Origin of the sequence: Brevibacterium sp. NPDC049920 (assembly GCF_040656435.1) — a bacterium.
GTDB classification, from domain to species: Bacteria; Actinomycetota; Actinomycetes; order Actinomycetales; family Brevibacteriaceae; genus Brevibacterium; species Brevibacterium pityocampae.
In genome coordinates, this window is sequence record NZ_JBFAMF010000002.1 from 43,804 (window position 1) to 59,818 (window position 16,015).

Here is a 16,015-nt window from a genome sequence, read left to right on the forward strand (position 1 = left end):
GTCGCGACCGCTCAGGTGCCGGCCGGGGCCATCGGCCCCACGTCGAGCACCTCGACGACGACCTCGTCCGCCTCGTCGCTCGCCGCGACGTCGACGCGGGCGGTGATCGCCCAGTCCCTGTCCCCGCGGGGATCGGCGAACACCTGTCGCACCTCCCAGTGGTCCGGACCCGGGGTGATGTCGACGAGCGCGGCGCTGCGGGCGTCGCCGTCGATGCCGAGCTCACCGTACTCGGCGTAGTAGTCCTCGATCGCGTCCTCCCAGGCCTGCTGGTTCCAGCCGCTCGCGCCGTCGAGTTCGCCGAGCCGGGCGTAGTCGGCCCGCTCGGCGAGCAGCACGCGGTGGAACATCGTGTTGCGGATGAGCCGGGTGAAGCGGTGGGCGTCGGCCGACAGCCGGGTGTCGAGCGGCGGCAGCAGGCTCTCCTGGCCCGGGTCCTCCGGGTTCCGCAGGGCCTCCCACTCCTCGAGCAGGCTCGAGTCGACGCGTCCGATGAGGTCCCCGAGCCACGCCGTGATCTGCTCGAGCTCCGGCGTCTGCGCCTCGGTCGGGACGTTCTGCACGAGCGCCCGGAAGACGTCCGTGAGGTAGCGCAGCAGGCCGCCCTCGACGCGGGCGAGCCCGTAGTAGGCGACGAACTGGCTGAAATTCATCGCCTGCGTGAGCATGTCGCCGACGACCGACTTCGGCTCGATCCCGATCTCCCGGACCCACGGCGCGGTCTCGGCGTAGGCGTCGAAGGCCGCGGTGAGCACCTCGGCGTTCGGCTGCGGGTAGGTCAGCTCGTCGAGGACGGCCATCCGCTCCTCGTACTCGACGCCCTCGGCCTTGAGCGCACCGAGCTCGTCGCGCTTGATCCGGTCGAGCTGGCCGCGCAGGATCGCGTACTGGATCGTGGTCGTCGCCTCGATGATGCTCAGCACGTCCATCGCGTAGTCCGGGGACTCGCGGTCGAAGAGCTCGAGCGCGGCATGGGCGAAGGGCGACAGCGGCTGGTTGAGCGCGAAGTGCGGCCCGAGGTCGGTCTGCGGTCGGAAGCTCACCCGCCCGTCGTCGTCGACGGTGCGGGAGATGACGCCGGCGGTGAGGAGCGCGCGCCCGATGTGGAGGGCGCGCAGGCGCATGTCGAGCTGCGCCTCCGGGGTGTCATGGGTCGAGGCGATGAAATCGGCGATCGTGCGCACGCCCGCACCCGGCCGGGACAGCAGGTTGATGATCGTCGCATGCGTGATCCGCATCCGCGAGGTGAGCTCCTCCGGCCGGCCGGTCGTCAGGTGCTCGAAGGTCTTCTCCGACCACGACACGAAGCCCGCCGGGGGCTGCTTCTTCGTCACCTTCCGGCGCTTCTTCGGGTCGTCCCCGGCCTTCGCGAGGGCCTTCGTGTTCTCGATGACGTGCTCGGGGGCCTGCACGACGACGTAGCCCACGGTGTCGTACCCGGCGCGGCCGGCGCGCCCGGCGATCTGCTGGAACTCGCGGACGTGGAGGCGGCGCATGCGCCGCCCGTCGAACTTCGTCAGACCGGTGAAGAGCACGGTCCGGATCGGCACGTTGATGCCCACCCCGAGGGTGTCGGTGCCGGAGATGACCTTGAGGAGCCCGGCGGAGGCGAGCTGCTCGACGAGCCTGCGGTACTTCGGGAGCATGCCGGCGTGGTGCACGCCGACGCCGTGCGCCAGCAGGCGCTTGAGGACGGTGCCGAATCCGGCGCCGAACCGGAAGCCGCTGATCTCGGCGGTGATCGCCGCCCGCTCCTCCCGCGTGGTGAGGTTCGCGCTGACGATCGAGCCGGCGAGCTCGACGGCCTGCGCCTGCGCGAAGGACACGACGTAGACGGGGGCGCGACCGCGCCGCACGAGGGCGTGGAGCGCCTCGTGGAGGGGTTCGACGGAGTACTCGAACTCGAGCGGAACCGGGCGATCGACCGAGGTCACGAGGGTGGTGGGCCGGCCGGTGCGCTCCTCGAGGTCGCCGGCGATCCGGGACACGTCGCCGAGGGTGGCCGACATGAGGACGAACTGCGCCTGCGGCATGAGGAGCAGCGGGACCTGCCAGGCCCAGCCGCGCTGCGGGTCGGCGAAGTAGTGGAACTCGTCCATGACGACCATCCCGACGTCGAGCAGCGCACCCTCGCGCAGCGCCTGGTTCGCGAGGATCTCCGCGGTCGCGCAGATGATCGGCGCATCGGGGTTGACGGCGGAGTCGCCGGTCACCATGCCGACGTTCTCCGGTCCGAGCGCCTCGGTCAGGGCGAAGAACTTCTCGCTCACCAGCGCCTTGATGGGAGCCGTGTAGTAGCTGCGCCGCCCGGTGCTCAGCCCGGAGAACAGCGCGGCGAGCGCGACCATGCTCTTGCCGGAGCCCGTCGGGGTGGCGACGATCGTGTTGTCGCCGGTGACCGCGGCGAGCACCGCCTCCTCCTGGGCCGGGTAGAGGGTGATGCCGAGCGCGCTGCAGTGGTCGAGGAAGGCTTCGTGGACGGTGTCCGGGTCCGCGAACTCCGCGGGGATCTCCGGCAGGCGTGGCACGTGGGTTCCTTCCGTGGGCGGCGTCTAGACTGGCGGTGCGGGCACCGGGTGGTACAACCGGCGCCCACCTGCCGATTATTCCCCACTCCCGGACTGGAGAAGCACATGGCGATCTTCGCTGTCACCTACGAGTACGGCCCCGACACCGAGCGCCGGATGGCGGCCCGACCGGCGCACCGCGCCTGGCAGGCGCACCTGCTCGAATCGGGGGTGCTGCTCGCCTCCGGTCCGCTCGAGGACGACGACACCCCGGGAGGGCTGCTCATCCTGTCCGCCGCCGAGCGGGCGAACATCGTCGACATCCTCACGCAGGACCCGTACGCGGCCGAGGACGTCATCGCGGCGACGACCATCCGCACCTGGAACCCCGTGTTCGGGCCCTTCGCCCCGCAGGGCTGATCAGACGCTCGGCCCGTCCTGCTCGACGATCCGGCGCGACACCGCGGCGTCGTCGCCCCGCTGTGCGGCGGCGGCGAGGCGCGCCTCGTGCGCGGTCCGGATGATCCGCGAATACTTGTCCTTGTGGTCGAGGAGCTTGTCGCGCCATTTCTGGTCGACACCCTCGGCCTCCTGCGTCCAGCGGTCCATGAGCTGCTCCGCCTGCGACCGCTCCTCGGCGCTCGCGCTCTCGGGCAGCACGGTGTAGCGGTGCGAGTAGCGCTCGGCGTTCTGCAGGGCGCGCAGCGCGCGGCCCTTGGGGCTCAGCAGCGAGGCGACGACGGTGATCCCGAGGATCGCAACGATGACGAGCAGCGAGGTCGTCGTGGGGACCTCGGCGACCGGCACGTTCTCGCCGTCGTTGATGAACGGCAGGTTGTTCTCGTGGAGCGCGTGGAGGATGAGCTTGATGCCGATGAAGCCGAGCACTGCGGCGAGGCCGTAGGCGAGGTAGACGAGGCGGTCGAGCAGCCCGTCGATGAGGAAGTAGAGCTGGCGCAGGCCCATGAGCGAGAACGCCGTCGCCGCGAACACGATGTAGGGCTCCTGGGTGAGGCCGTAGATCGCGGGGATCGAGTCGAAGGCGAAGAGGATGTCCGTCGCGCCGATCGCCACCATGACGAGGAACATCGGGGTGAGCACCTTCTTGCCGTTCTCCACGGTGAACAGCTTGTCCCCGTCGTAGGTGTCGGAGGCGGGAAGGAACTTCTTCGCCATCCGCACCATGATGTTGTCGGCCTCGTCGTCCTCCTTGTCGCCGGTGAGCTCGCCCTTGAGCTGCTGGCCGGCGATGAGGATGAGGAAGAGCCCGAACAGGTAGAAGACGTCGGACCACATCTCGATCGCGACCGCGCCGATGAGGATGAACACGGTGCGGGTGATGAGCGCGAAGGTGATGCCGAAGAGGAGCACCTTCTGCTGGTAGTCGCGCGGCACCTGGAAGCTCGCCATGATGACGAGGAACACGAAGAGGTTGTCGACGCTCAGCGCCTTCTCCGTGAGGTAGCCGGCGTAGTACTCCACCGCGTGCGCGGTGTCGCCGAGGGCGAAGAACACGAGTCCGAAGACGAGCGCGAGGCCGACGTAGATCGCCGACCACACCGCGGCCTCGCGGATCGTCGGGGTGTGCGCCTTGCGCACGTGGAAGATGTAGTCGAATGCGAGGAGCGCGGCGATGACGATGATCGTCACCGTCCAGGTCACCCAGGTGATCTCCATGCCGGAGCCGTGCCTTTCCGTAGCGGGGAGGCGCCCGGCGCGCGGCCGCAGGGAGGGGTGCGGTGCGCAGGACGCCATGAGGTCGGCCGCCACGAGTCTCTCCGCCTGCGGTGCAGCGCGCACCCGCCAGGCCTCTGCATCCGGCCCCCGTGCGGACGGGAGCGTGCTGACGGACGCAGCGTTGAGGATACTCCCTCATCAACAGCAGGAGTCAGTGTAGCGCAGTCGGCCGGGCCCGTCGTTCAGCCCCCGGCGCGCCGGCGGCTCAGCCGTGTCCCTCCCGCTGCATCTGGCGCAGCTCCTTCTTGAGATCGGCGAGCTCGTCGCGGAGCCGCGCGGCGAGCTCGAACTGGAGCTCCGCGGCCGCGGTGTGCATCTGGTCGGTGAGCCCGGCGATGAGCTCGGCGAGGTCCGCCGCGGGCGGGCGCAGCGAGCCCCCGTCGGCCGCGCGGCCGCGCTGCTCGTCCGTCAGGGTCGCGTTGTAGCCGCGCCGGCCCTTGCCGTAGTCGAACTCGGTGAGGAGCTCACGGGTGTCCTCGTCCTCGCGCTGGAGCCGCTCGGTGATGTCGGCGATCTTCTTGAGCAGCGGCTTCGGGTCGATCCCGTGCTCGGTGTTGTAGGCGATCTGGATCTCGCGCCGGCGGTCGGTCTCGTCGATCGCGAATCGCATCGACGGGGTGATCGTGTCGGCGTACATGTGGACCTCGCCGCGCACGTTGCGCGCCGCGCGCCCGATCGTCTGGATGAGCGACTTGCCCGAGCGGAGGAAGCCCTCCTTGTCCGCGTCGAGGATCGCGACGAGCGACACCTCGGGCAGGTCGAGGCCCTCGCGCAGGAGGTTGATGCCGACGAGCACGTCGAACTCGCCGGCCCGGAGCTCGGTGAGGAGCTCGACCCGGCGCAGGGTGTCGACGTCGGAGTGGAGGTACTGGACCTTGACCTCGTGCTCGAGGAGGTAATCGGTGAGGTCCTCGGCCATCTTCTTCGTCAGGGTGGTGACGAGCACCCGCTCGTCGCGCTCGACGCGGTCGCGGATCTCCGCGAGGAGGTCGTCGATCTGGCCGCGCGTGGGCTTGACGACGACCTTCGGGTCGACGAGGCCGGTGGGCCGGATGATCTGCTCGACCACCCCGTCGCCGCGCTCGAGCTCGAAGTCCCCCGGCGTCGCGGACAGGTACACCGCCTGGCCCACCCGGTCGAGGAACTCGTCGAACTTCAGCGGCCGGTTGTCGAGCGCGCTCGGGAGCCGGAAGCCGTGCTCGACGAGCGTGCGCTTGCGCGACATGTCGCCCTCGTACATGCCGCCGATCTGCGGCACGGTGACGTGGCTCTCGTCGATGACGAGGAGGAAGTCCTCCGGGAAGTAGTCGAGGAGGCAGTTGGGGGCGGTGCCCGGAGCGCGCCCGTCGATGTGGCGGGAGTAGTTCTCGATCCCGGAGGTGAAGCCCATCGACTGCATCATCTCGAGATCGTAGGAGGTGCGCATCTTGAGGCGCTGCGCCTCGAGGAGCTTGTTCTGCGCCTCGAGCTCGGCGAGCCGCTCCTGGAGCTCGTGCTCGATGTCGGAGATCGCCCGGCCCATCCGGTTCTCCCCGGCGACGTAGTGGCTCGCCGGGAAGATGTGGACGATCTCCTCCTCGCGCACGATCTCCCCGGTGAGCGGGTGGAGGGTGTAGAGCGCCTCGATCTCGTCGCCGAAGAACTCGATCCGCAGCGCGAGCTCCTCGTACTGCGGGATGATCTCCACCGTGTCCCCGCGCACGCGGAAGGTGCCGCGGGTGAAGGCGAGGTCGTTGCGCGCGTACTGCATCGACACGAAGCGCTTGAGCAGGGCATCGCGGTCCCATTCCTGTCCCACCCGCAGCGAGACCATCCGATCGACGTACTCCTCCGGGGTGCCGAGGCCGTAGATGCAGGACACCGTGGACACCACGACGACGTCGCGGCGGGTGAGCAGCGAGTTCGTCGCCGAGTGGCGGAGCCGCTCGACCTCGTCGTTGACCGAGGAGTCCTTCTCGATGAAGGTGTCCGTCTGCGGGACGTAGGCCTCCGGCTGGTAGTAGTCGTAGTACGACACGAAGTACTCGACCGCGTTGTGCGGCAGGAGCTGGCGGAACTCGTTGGCGAGCTGCGCGGCGAGCGTCTTGTTCGGCGCCATGATCAGGGTGGGCCGCTGGACCTGCTCGATGAGCCAGGCGGTGGTCGCCGACTTGCCGGTGCCGGTGGCGCCGAGGAGCACGACGTCCTTCTCGCCGGCGTCGAGGCGGCGGGCGATCTCCGCGATCGCGGCGGGCTGGTCGCCGGCCGGCGAGTACTCGCTGACGACCTCGAAGGGCGCCACCGAGCGCTCGACCTCGGGCCGGTGGCCGATCCGCGGGACCGGACGCTCGGGCGCGGTCCGCGGGCGGGTGTCGGGGGGCGTGGGGGCGTCGGCGGAGCTCATAGGAGCACCCTACCGCCGGGCTCGGACACTCCCCCGGCACAGCCCTTGGCACGACGCTCCGCACGAGGCTCCCCACCGGTCGCGCGCACCCCGGCCGCACCTGCCGCGGGGCCGATGCCAAGTCGTGATCCGCCGGAAAACGGCGCGAAACGTTCCGTGTGCCATAATCCAGTTCAGCACCTGTCCTGTGACTCACATCACACCGAAGTGAGCCGGGGCGCGTGGACCAGGAAGGCACATACCGTGACACACGATCTCGTGCGTCGGCCCAGGTGGAAGCGGACGGCACTCGTCGCGCTCGCCCTCGGGCTGCTGGCGATCCTCGGCGGGTTCCTCGCCGGCCCCGCGGCGGCATCCGCCGTCGCCGCCACCGACACCCTCGCCGGCGGCACCGCCCCGGTGATCTCCGGCTCGCTGCGGAACGAGGGCGAACCCCTCGCCGGCGTCCGGATCACCGCGACCGGCGACGCCGGCACCGTCGAGACCACCTCCGAGGACGACGGCCGCTGGCAGATCGAGGTGCCCGCCAAGGGCACGTACTCCGTCGAGCTCGACGAGTCGACGCTCCCCGACGGGGTGAGCCTCGCCGACGGCCAGGAGAACCCGCGGGAGGTGTCCTTCGGCAACACAACGCGCGCCGGGGTGATCTTCCAGTTCGGCGCCGGCGGCGGTGCCGCGGCGGCCCCGGCCCCCTCGGGCGCCGACGACACCACCGCGGTGCCCTCCTCCCCGCCGACCGCCGGGGAGACCGCGGCGCCGGGCACCACCACGGACACCGGCACCGGCGGCCGCGCCTTCGGCGTCGTGCTCGGCGAGCGCGCGCTCGCGGGCCTGACCTTCGGCCTCATCCTCGCGCTGTGCTCGGTGGGCCTCAACCTCATCCTCGGCACCACCGGGCTCAACAACTTCTCCCACGGCGAGACGGTCACCCTCGGCGCGGTGCTCGCCTTCGCGTTCGCCGCGCTCGGCCTGCCGATGTGGCTGGCGATCATCGCCGCGGTCGCCGGCGGCGGCCTCTACGGCTACCTCAACGACACGCTCCTGTGGCGGCCGCTGCGCCGCCGGCGCGCCGGACTCGTGCCGATGATGATCGTGTCGATCGGCTTCGCGCTGACGGTGCGCTACATCCTCCAGTTCTTCTTCGGCGGCTCGACCCGCCAGCTCCCGTACGCGCAGGGCCCGGTGTTCGACCTCGGCCCGTTCTCGATCACGCGGAACAACCTCGTGTCGATGCTCGTCGCGCTCGCCGTCGTCATCATCGTCTCCCTGCTCCTCATGAAGTCGAAGATCGGCAAGGCGACCCGCGCGGTGGCCGACAACCCGGCGCTCGCCTCGGCCTCGGGCATCGACGTCGACCGGGTGATCCGGATCATCTGGATCACCGGCGCCGCGCTCGCCGCGCTCGGCGGCATCCTCTACGCGTACTACCGGCCCGGCGTCACCTTCAACATGGGCCAGCAGATCCTCCTCATGATGTTCGCCGCGGTCACGCTCGGCGGTCTCGGCACGGTGTTCGGGGCGCTCGTCGGCTCGCTCATCGTGGGGATCTTCGTCGAGATCTCGACGATCTGGCTGTCGGCGGACCTCAAGTACGTGGGCGCGCTGGTCATCATGATCCTCGTCCTGGTGTTCCGACCCCAGGGGATCCTGGGACGAAAGGAGAGGATCGGCTGACGCCGGTCCGAGGTCATCATCATGGATTTCTCCAGCATCCTCACCAACGCCCTGTGGGAGTTCTTCAACCCCATCACCGCCGCCTACGCGCTCGGCGCGCTCGGCCTCGCCGTGCACTTCGGCTACGCGGGCCTGCTCAACTTCGGCCAGGCGGGCTTCATGGCCGTCGGCGCCTACGGCTTCGCGATCGCGGTCCTCACCTTCGGCGCCCCGCTGTGGGCGGCGTTCCTCGTCGCCCTCGTGTGCTCGCTCGCGCTCGCCGCGCTGCTCGGCATCCCGACGCTGCGGCTGCGCGCCGACTACCTCGCGATCGTCACGATCGCGGCGGCGGAGATCATCCGCTACGTCGTGACGACGAACGAGCTCACCGACGTCACCGGCTCCGCCAACGGACTCGCCGCCTTCGAGGGCGGGTTCTACGACCTCAGCCCGATCCCGTCGGGCAGCTACTCGCTCGGCTTCACCGTGATCTCCTCGCGCACGCTGTGGATGCTCATCGTGTCCTGGGCCGTGGTCGTCCTCTGCGCGGTCCTCATCTGGCTCCTCATGCGCTCCCCCTGGGGCCGCGTGCTCAAGGGCATCCGCGAGGACGAGGACGCGGTCCGCTCGCTCGGCAAGAACGTCTTCTCGTACAAGATGCAGGCGCTCATGCTCGGCGGCGTGCTCGGCAGCCTGGCCGGCATGATCTTCGTCCTCAACACCGGGTCGGTGCAGCCGGCGAACTTCGGCACCGAGCTGACGTTCTTCCTCTGGACCTGCCTGCTGCTCGGCGGCATGACGACCGTGCTCGGCCCGATCCTCGGCGCGATGATCTTCTGGGTCGTGCTCTCGCTCACCCAGGGCATCCTCACCGGGCTCGTCGAGTCCGGCACGGTGACGTTCATCACCACCGTGCAGGCCGGTCAGCTCCGCTACATCCTCGTGGGCGTCGCGCTCATGATGCTCATGATCTTCAGGCCGCAGGGCATCCTCGGCAACCGGAAGGAGCTGGTGTTCTCGTGAACGCCCAGACCGACACCCCGCGCCCCGGGCCCGACGCCGGGACCGGAGCGCACCCCGACGAGTACGCGCACTGGACGACGAGCGAGTACATGCTCGACGAGCGCCCGATCGTCGCCGGGGACGCCTCCGGGCCGGGCTGCGCGAAGCGCGACCCGATCATCGTCGGCGACTCGATCACCCGCCGGTACGGGGCGATCACCGCCGTCGACGTCGACCACGTGGAGATCCCGCGCCACAAGATCACCGCGCTCATCGGCCCGAACGGCGCCGGCAAGACCACCCTGTTCAACCTCCTCACCGGATTCGACACCCCGCAGTCCGGCACCTGGTCGTTCGACGGGCACCCGCTCGCCGGGATGCGGCCGCACCGGGTGGCGCGCCTCGGCATGGTGCGGACCTTCCAGCTCACCAAGGTGCTCGGGAAGCTCTCGGTGATCGAGAACATGCGCCTGGGCGGGTCGCGGCAGCCCGGGGAGCGGATCCACACCGCTCTCCTCCCGTGGCTGTGGCGCAGGCGCGAGGCCGAGATCACCGAGCGGGCCGATGACCTGCTGCGCCGGTTCAAGCTCGACGCGAAGCGCGAGGACTACGCCGCGAGCATGTCCGGCGGCCAGCGCAAGCTCCTCGAGATGGCGCGCGCGCTCATGACCGACCCGGTGCTCGTCATGCTCGACGAGCCGATGGCCGGCGTCAACCCGGCGCTCAAGCAGTCGCTCCTCGACCACATCATCAACCTCAAGGCCGAGGGCATGACCGTCCTCTTCGTCGAGCACGACATGCACATGGTCCGGCACATCGCCGACTGGGTCATCGTCATGGCCGAGGGCCGGATCGTGGCCGAGGGCCCGCCGGACACCGTGATGCAGGACGCGGCCGTCATCGACGCCTACCTCGGCGCCCACCACGACGTCGACCTCGGCGACTCCGCCGGGGTGGCCGCGCTCGAGCACAGCCTCGCACAGGACGAGGAATCCGTCGTCGGCACCGCCGGCGAGGACCCCGCCGGCGAGGACCCCGCCGGCGAGGACCCCGCCGGCGAGGACCCCGCCGGCGAGCCGCCCGCCTCCCCCACCGACCCGAAGGACACCCCATGACCGCCGCACCGCACACCGCCCAGACACCGGGCCCGGACACTGCCGGGGAGCCGGTCGTCACCGTCACCGACCTCGTCGCCGGCTACCTGCCCGGGGTCAACATCCTCAACGGGTGCAGCATCGAGGCCCGGCCGGGCGAGCTCATCGGCATCATCGGCCCCAACGGCGCCGGCAAGTCGACGCTGCTCAAGGCGATGTTCGGCCTCGTCAAGGTCCACTCCGGCACCGTGCGGGTGCGCGGGGAGGACCTCACCGGGCTCAAGGCCAACGTCCTCGTCAAGCGCGGGCTCGGCTTCGTCCCGCAGACGGAGAACGTCTTCACCACCCTGACGGTGGAGGAGAACCTGCAGATGGGGATCTATCTGCGCTCGAAGCAGTTCGACGAGCGCTTCGACTACGTCACGACGCTGTTCCCCGAGCTCGGCCGGCGCCGCACCCAGCGGGCCGGCTCGCTGTCCGGCGGCGAGCGGCAGATGGTCGCGATGGCGCGCGCGCTCATGATGGATCCCGCCGTGCTCCTCCTCGACGAGCCCTCGGCGGGCCTGTCCCCGGTCAAGCAGGACGAGGCGTTCCTCCGCGTCCACGAGATCAACCGGGCCGGGGTGTGCGTCATCATGGTCGAGCAGAACGCGCGGCGCTGCCTGCAGATCTGCGACCGCGGCTACGTGCTCGACCAGGGCCGCGATTCGCACACCGGGACCGGCCGGGATCTCCTGGGCGACCCCAAGGTCATCGAGCTCTACCTCGGCGACCTCGCCGAGAAGGTCGACGGGAAGGACCACGGCCCGGACCACGGCACGGCGGCAGGCGCGGCGCCGGGGACGCAGCCCGGTCCGCACTGAGCACACGAGCACTGAGCGCACACGCGCACGGCGCACACGAGAGGGGCGGCCGTCGGATCGACGGCCGCCACACCCGCTGTGCTCAGATGTGCTCCCGCAGGAGGCGCGGACTCATTCGAGCGAGCCCTGCTCCTCCATGTCCGGCTGCGGGCGGTTCTCGCCGTCGAACTTGTAGATGCCCATCGTCGCCTCGGTGACATCGCCGTTCTCCGACATCGTCACCGGTCCGGAGATGCCGTCGTAGTCGATGTCGGTGCCGGCCTCGATGAGCTCGAGGCACTGCGCGACCTCGGTGCACTTCTCGCCGTCGCGCGACACCGCCTGGAGCTCGTCGCGGATCGCGGCCGGGTCGGTCGACCCCGCCTGCGCCGCGGCGAGCGCGAGGAGCACGGTGGCGTCGTAGGACTCGCCCGCGTAGTTCCACACGGTGAGCGCGTCGTCGACCTCCGCCAGCCGCTCCTTGAAGTCGTCCTGCGCGAACGAGCCGGGCTGCGTGCCGTAGGCGCCCTCGAGGGTGCCGGGATCGAAGTCCGCGCTGTAGTCCGCGATGTTGCCGTCGACGAAGTACAGCTGGTCCGCGCTGATCCCCTTCGAGGTCAGCAGCGGCACGATCGACTTCGCCTGGTCGAAGGTGATCACCGCGATCGCATCCGGGTCCGCCCCGACGACCTCGTCGACCTGCGAGGTGAACTGCGAATCTCCCTCGTTGAACATCGACTCGACGGCGATGGTGCCGCCGGCGGCCTCGACGGTCTCACGGATGTTCGCGGCCAGACCGGTGCCGTAGGCATCGTTGAGGACGATCATCCCGATGTTCGAGGCGCCCTGGGACACCATGAAGTTCCCGAGCACCTGGCCCTGGAGCACGTCCGAGGGCGCGGTCCGCCAGTAGAAGCCGTCGTCGTCCCAGTCGGTGAAGTCCGGCGAGGTGTTCGCCGGGGAGAACTGGATGACACCGGCGCCGGTGATCTGGTTGATCACCGTCTTCGCCACACCGGACGAGGCGGGTCCGACGACCGCCGACACGTCCTGGTTGAGGAGGTCCGTCGTCGACTGCGTCGCGAGGTTCGTCGTCGTGTCGCCGGAGTCGCGGTGGATGATCTCCACGTCCTCGCCGTTGATGCCGCCGGCCTCGTTGATCTCCTTCATCGCGAGGTCGACCCCGGCGATCTCCGGGGGTCCGAGGAACGCGAGCGCACCGGTCTGCGGCAGCAGGGTGCCGATCTTCAGCGCTCCGCCCTCGCCTCCGCCGCCCGATTCGCCGCCGGATCCCTCCGAGCCCCCGCCCGTCGCGCACGCCGTGGCGACGAGAGCGACCACTGCGCCCATCGCCACCGATGCCGAGAGACGCGCTGCACGCCTCGTCCGCTGTGTCACAGCCATGTTCAGCCTCCTTCGATCACGGGCGCCGTGCCCATGTCAGCCCCCGCAGGGGATGTGATGAATATCACCACACATTCGACCCGCGCGGGGCCCGACACGGAGGAAATTTTCACACCCGTTACATCCGGGGCCGCCGGGAGGCCTCCACGAGTCCTGCCCAGTAGACTCCATTCAGGGTCGCCGACCCCGCACATCCCGACTCGAAGGAACGAGGAACCCCATGGCCCCCGCAGCGAACGCGATCGTCTCCAAGGCGCACACCACCTGGCACGGCACCCTGGCAGAGGGCACCGGCACGGTGTCCCTCGACTCCTCGGCCGCGGCCTCGATGACCCTGTCCTGGGCCGGCCGCGCCGAGACCGCGATCAACGGGGTGACGAACCCGGAGGAGCTCATCGGGGCGGCGCACTCCGCCTGCTACTCGATGGCGCTGTCGAACGCGCTCGCACAGAACGGCACCCCGCCGGAGGAGATCACCACCGGGGCCGACGTCTCCTTCTCCCCGGAGAAGGGCATCACCGACATCCACCTCGTCGTCGTCGGCCGGGTGCCGGGGATGTCGGCGGCGGACTTCGACACGATCGCGCAGAAGGCGAAGAAGGACTGCCCGGTGTCGAAGGCCCTCAAGGGCGTCGACATCCACCTCACCGCATCGCTCGGCTGAGCTCCACATCGGCCGGCCGCCCGGGGTCCGCACTGCGATGCAGGCTCCGGGCGGACTGCTGTCCGGGCGTCTCCGCCGCACCCGCCGGGACCGGCGGGAAGCCCGCCGCGCCCAGCGCGGCACCGAAACGCTCCTCCGACTCCCCCGCGCCCGGCACCGCGGTGAGGGCGATCGCGCCGGCGGCCGCGTCGTCGGTGCGCTCCACGGACTCGATCTCCACGCCGGCCTCCGCACACGCGTGACGGATCCGGGCGGTGAGGCGCTCGACCGCCCACGCACGCTCGCGCGGACCCTCCGGAGCGCCGTTCCTCGCTGCCTGCTCCCGGGGCGCGGGGCGGGCGGCGGCGAGGTTCCGGGAGAAGGGCAGCAGGCGCTCGTCCACGAGGCGCTCGACGGCAGCGGCGGTCGCAGCCTGCTCCCCCGCGTTGTCGATGACGACATCGCAGGCCCGATAGCGGTCCGCGTCGCTCGCCTGCGCGGCGATCCGTCGCTCGGCGTCGGCCCGGTCCATCCCGCGGGAGCCGACGAGCCGCTCGAGCCGCTCCGCGGCGGGCACGTCGACGAGCAGCGCGAGGTGGTAGCGCGGGGACATCCCGTTCTCGACGAGCAGCGGCACGTCGTGGACGACGAGCTCCCGGTCGGCGTGCGCGCGGACGCGCTCGGCGGTGCGCTCCCCGATCGCGGGGTGCATGATCGCGTTGAGACGCTGCGTCGATGCCCGGTCGGAGAAGGCGACGGCCGCGAGCCCCGGGCGGTCGAGAGCGCCCTCGGGAGTGAGGATGTCCGGGCCGAACGCGGTGACGAGCTCCTGCAGCGCCGGTGCGCCGGGGGCGACGACCTCGCGGGCGATCGCGTCGGCGTCGATGATCGCGGCCCCGGCCTGCTCGAGCACACGGGCGACGGTCGATTTGCCGGCGCCGATTCCGCCGGTGAGTCCGATGAGCAGCATGGCCCCAGCGTATCCCGCGTGCAATGGGTCAGCGCAGATCGATGAGGTAGACGCCGTCGATCTCGAGGTACGGGGCGCCGGCGGCCCGCGAGGTGTACTGCGCGATCGCGAGGGCCTCGTGCGGCAGGTGGGCGCCGTCGACGGCGATGACGACGAAGTCGACGCCGCGCGCGCGCAGTGCGTCGACGGCCTCCCGACCGCGCGGCCGGGCGCCGTCGGGCAGCGGGGAGCCGCGGTGCTCGTCGAGCACCGCGTCGAGCGGGTCCGCAGGCGCGGAGAAGATGATCGAGCTCTCCGGGGTGGAGCCGATGAAGTAGCCGCCGGTCTCCCGGTAGTGCATCCCGGTCAGCGCCTGCCACACCATCGCCTCGTCGGCGTGCGGGGTCGCCATCGCCACCGGCCGCGGCAGGGTCTTGACGACCGAGCCCGCCGGGATGACCTCGGCGTAGGCGCCGGTGTAGAAGTCCGGGATGATGATCGGCCGTGCGGTCACCGCCCCGGGGGCGACGAGGAGCAGCGACAGCGCCGCGGCGATCGGCCCGAGCCGGCGCAGGGCCGGGCGCGGGCTGCGCAGGCACCGCCACAGGCCGAGCGCGAGGAGCACGGAGAGGGCGAGCGTGGAGTGGACGGCGAGCCGCATCGGCAGGACGTTGCCGAGCACGGGGAGCAGCTCGACGAGACGGAACGGCGTGTGCTCCCACACCGGGCGGCCCCACACGTACCACGGCGCGCCCATGGACAGCAGCCAGACCAGGAGGCCGGCGAGGGCGGTGACGCGCACGAGCGTGCCGTACCGCGTCGAGCGGTGCAGCGCGAGCACCGTGAGGGCGGCGCAGACGAGCCACACGATCCCGGTGTAGCCGCCGATCTCGGAGGGGTCGAGGCCGAGCTGCCGCGGGATCGGGGTGGGGCCGCCGCCGAGCAGCGTGTAGGCGCCGGGGACCAGCGGGTCGAGGAGGTCGTTGTTCCACACGCCGTGGGGACGGATCGTCTGCCCGGGCGCCCCGGGCAGGGTGAACATCGCGAGCAGCAGCGGCGTGCCGATGAGCACGGCGATGCCCGCGGCGAGCAGGCCCCCGCCGAGGAGCTGCAGGCCGGCGCGGGCGAGGATGCGCGGCGCGCACACGAGCACGGCGAGCAGCAGGCACACGGCGGCGAGGAAGGTCCCGGCCAGGAGCTCGGTCGAGACGTAGAACTGCCACCCGATCGCGCACCCGAGCCACACGCCGGTGACCACCGGTCGGCGGCGCGGACCGGTGCGCAGGAGCTCGACGATGCCGAGCGCGACGAGCGGCGGCAGGACCGCGAATGCGAGGTTGAGATGGCCCGAGGCCTGCGACACGAGGTAGGTCGAGAAGCCGTAGGCGAACCCGCCGACGAACGCCGGGAGACGCGGCACGAAGCGGTGGACGAGGGCGGCCGCGGCGAGCGCGGAGGCGACCGGCGCGGCGATGATCGTGAGGTTGTAGGCGACGACGGGGCCGGCGAGCCAGGTCACCGGGACGAGCGGCAGGGCGAGACCGAGGACGGTGGTGTTCCAGCCGCCGTTGACCCCGGCCGGGTGGTGCATCGAGGTCGAGTAGAGGAGGTGCCGCTCCCCCGAGCCCTGGCCGAACCAGCCGGCGACGACGTCGGCGGCGTGGGCGAGCCACCAGATGAACAGCGAGGTGTCGTCGTTGTCCGCGAACACCCGCGTGCCCGGGTGCGCGATGACCTCGCCGAACACGGTGAGCGAGGCGAGGACGAGGACGAGCGCGTAGAGGAGCCACGCGCGCACCGG

At 70.8% G+C, this 16,015-nt stretch carries 12 protein-coding genes; 6 read left to right on the forward strand and 6 right to left on the reverse strand.

Annotation, left to right across the window (positions count from 1 at the left end):
- Nucleotides 1-11: 11 nt before the first annotated feature.
- Nucleotides 12-2,528: a DUF3516 domain-containing protein gene (locus tag AB0I45_RS02040; protein ID WP_345031124.1), complete on the reverse strand. Its 2,517-nt coding sequence runs from the start codon at nucleotides 2,526-2,528 to the stop codon at nucleotides 12-14.
- Nucleotides 2,529-2,633: 105 nt separating this feature from the next.
- On the opposite strand from AB0I45_RS02040, the gene AB0I45_RS02045 reads away from it, so the two are divergent.
- Complete coding sequence (locus AB0I45_RS02045; protein ID WP_295688704.1) at nucleotides 2,634-2,927, forward strand: YciI family protein; 294 nt, start codon at nucleotides 2,634-2,636, stop codon at nucleotides 2,925-2,927.
- Here AB0I45_RS02045 and AB0I45_RS02050 read toward each other — a convergent pair whose 3' ends face one another.
- Together AB0I45_RS02050 and uvrB are read right to left on the reverse strand one after the other, a co-directional pair.
- Nucleotides 2,928-4,184, reverse strand: a complete 1,257-nt coding sequence (locus tag AB0I45_RS02050; RefSeq protein WP_137319773.1) for a TerC family protein — start codon at nucleotides 4,182-4,184, stop codon at nucleotides 2,928-2,930. It lies immediately after the preceding gene.
- Nucleotides 4,185-4,449: 265 nt separating this feature from the next.
- The gene (gene uvrB / locus AB0I45_RS02055) at nucleotides 4,450-6,627 is read right to left on the reverse strand and encodes an excinuclease ABC subunit UvrB (protein ID WP_137319774.1); all 2,178 of its coding nucleotides are present in this window, start codon (nucleotides 6,625-6,627) and stop codon (nucleotides 4,450-4,452) included.
- A 243-nt stretch (nucleotides 6,628-6,870) separates the two neighbouring features.
- On the opposite strand from uvrB, the gene AB0I45_RS02060 reads away from it, so the two are divergent.
- The 4 genes from AB0I45_RS02060 to AB0I45_RS02075 all read left to right on the forward strand — a co-directional run bounded on the left by AB0I45_RS02060 (nucleotide 6,871) and on the right by AB0I45_RS02075 (nucleotide 11,239).
- Nucleotides 6,871-8,301 carry a branched-chain amino acid ABC transporter permease gene (locus AB0I45_RS02060; protein WP_345031128.1) on the forward strand — a complete coding sequence of 477 codons (1,431 nt, stop codon included), beginning with the start codon at nucleotides 6,871-6,873 and terminating at the stop codon, nucleotides 8,299-8,301.
- A 21-nt stretch (nucleotides 8,302-8,322) separates the two neighbouring features.
- Nucleotides 8,323-9,303, forward strand: a complete 981-nt coding sequence (locus tag AB0I45_RS02065) for a branched-chain amino acid ABC transporter permease (RefSeq protein ID WP_295688698.1) — start codon at nucleotides 8,323-8,325, stop codon at nucleotides 9,301-9,303.
- Between the two features lie 89 nt (nucleotides 9,304-9,392).
- Nucleotides 9,393-10,397, forward strand: a complete 1,005-nt coding sequence (locus tag AB0I45_RS02070) for an ABC transporter ATP-binding protein (RefSeq protein WP_345031174.1) — start codon at nucleotides 9,393-9,395, stop codon at nucleotides 10,395-10,397.
- Nucleotides 10,394-11,239, forward strand: coding sequence for an ABC transporter ATP-binding protein (locus AB0I45_RS02075; RefSeq protein WP_295688877.1), 846 nt, complete (start codon nucleotides 10,394-10,396; stop codon nucleotides 11,237-11,239). The genes AB0I45_RS02070 and AB0I45_RS02075 overlap by 4 nt, the downstream gene beginning before the upstream one ends.
- Before the next feature lie 111 nt (nucleotides 11,240-11,350).
- On the opposite strand, the gene AB0I45_RS02080 is transcribed toward AB0I45_RS02075, so the two are convergent.
- Nucleotides 11,351-12,622, reverse strand: coding sequence for an ABC transporter substrate-binding protein (locus AB0I45_RS02080; RefSeq protein WP_247424830.1), 1,272 nt, complete (start codon nucleotides 12,620-12,622; stop codon nucleotides 11,351-11,353).
- 220 nt (nucleotides 12,623-12,842) lie between these two features.
- On the opposite strand from AB0I45_RS02080, the gene AB0I45_RS02085 reads away from it, so the two are divergent.
- Nucleotides 12,843-13,286: an OsmC family peroxiredoxin gene (locus AB0I45_RS02085; protein ID WP_137319779.1), complete on the forward strand. Its 444-nt coding sequence runs from the start codon at nucleotides 12,843-12,845 to the stop codon at nucleotides 13,284-13,286.
- Here AB0I45_RS02085 and coaE read toward each other — a convergent pair.
- Both coaE and AB0I45_RS02095 read right to left on the reverse strand, forming a co-directional pair.
- Nucleotides 13,267-14,235 (reverse strand): dephospho-CoA kinase, encoded by a 969-nt coding sequence (coaE, locus tag AB0I45_RS02090; RefSeq protein WP_295688879.1) that lies wholly within the window; start codon nucleotides 14,233-14,235, stop codon nucleotides 13,267-13,269. The two genes, AB0I45_RS02085 and coaE, sit on opposite strands and share 20 nt — an antisense overlap.
- A gap of 28 nt (nucleotides 14,236-14,263) precedes the next feature.
- On the reverse strand, nucleotides 14,264-16,012 hold the full coding sequence (locus AB0I45_RS02095; RefSeq protein ID WP_295688881.1) for a YfhO family protein: 1,749 nt from the start codon (nucleotides 16,010-16,012) through the stop codon (nucleotides 14,264-14,266).
- Nucleotides 16,013-16,015: the final 3 nt, after the last annotated feature.

Bases quoted from the DNA above. Each gene is read 5' to 3' on its own strand.
- AB0I45_RS02045 (WP_295688704.1), top strand. From the start codon at position 2,634: ATGGCGATCTTCGCTGTCACCTACGAGTACGGCCCCGACACCGAGCGC.
- AB0I45_RS02050 (WP_137319773.1), bottom strand. From the start codon at position 4,184: ATGGAGATCACCTGGGTGACCTGGACGGTGACGATCATCGTCATCGCC.
- uvrB (WP_137319774.1), bottom strand. From the start codon at position 6,627: ATGAGCTCCGCCGACGCCCCCACGCCCCCCGACACCCGCCCGCGGACC.
- AB0I45_RS02065 (WP_295688698.1), top strand. From the start codon at position 8,323: ATGGATTTCTCCAGCATCCTCACCAACGCCCTGTGGGAGTTCTTCAAC.
- AB0I45_RS02070 (WP_345031174.1), top strand. From the start codon at position 9,393: ATGCTCGACGAGCGCCCGATCGTCGCCGGGGACGCCTCCGGGCCGGGC.
- AB0I45_RS02075 (WP_295688877.1), top strand. From the start codon at position 10,394: ATGACCGCCGCACCGCACACCGCCCAGACACCGGGCCCGGACACTGCC.
- AB0I45_RS02080 (WP_247424830.1), bottom strand. From the start codon at position 12,622: ATGGCTGTGACACAGCGGACGAGGCGTGCAGCGCGTCTCTCGGCATCG.
- AB0I45_RS02085 (WP_137319779.1), top strand. From the start codon at position 12,843: ATGGCCCCCGCAGCGAACGCGATCGTCTCCAAGGCGCACACCACCTGG.
- coaE (WP_295688879.1), bottom strand. From the start codon at position 14,235: ATGCTGCTCATCGGACTCACCGGCGGAATCGGCGCCGGCAAATCGACC.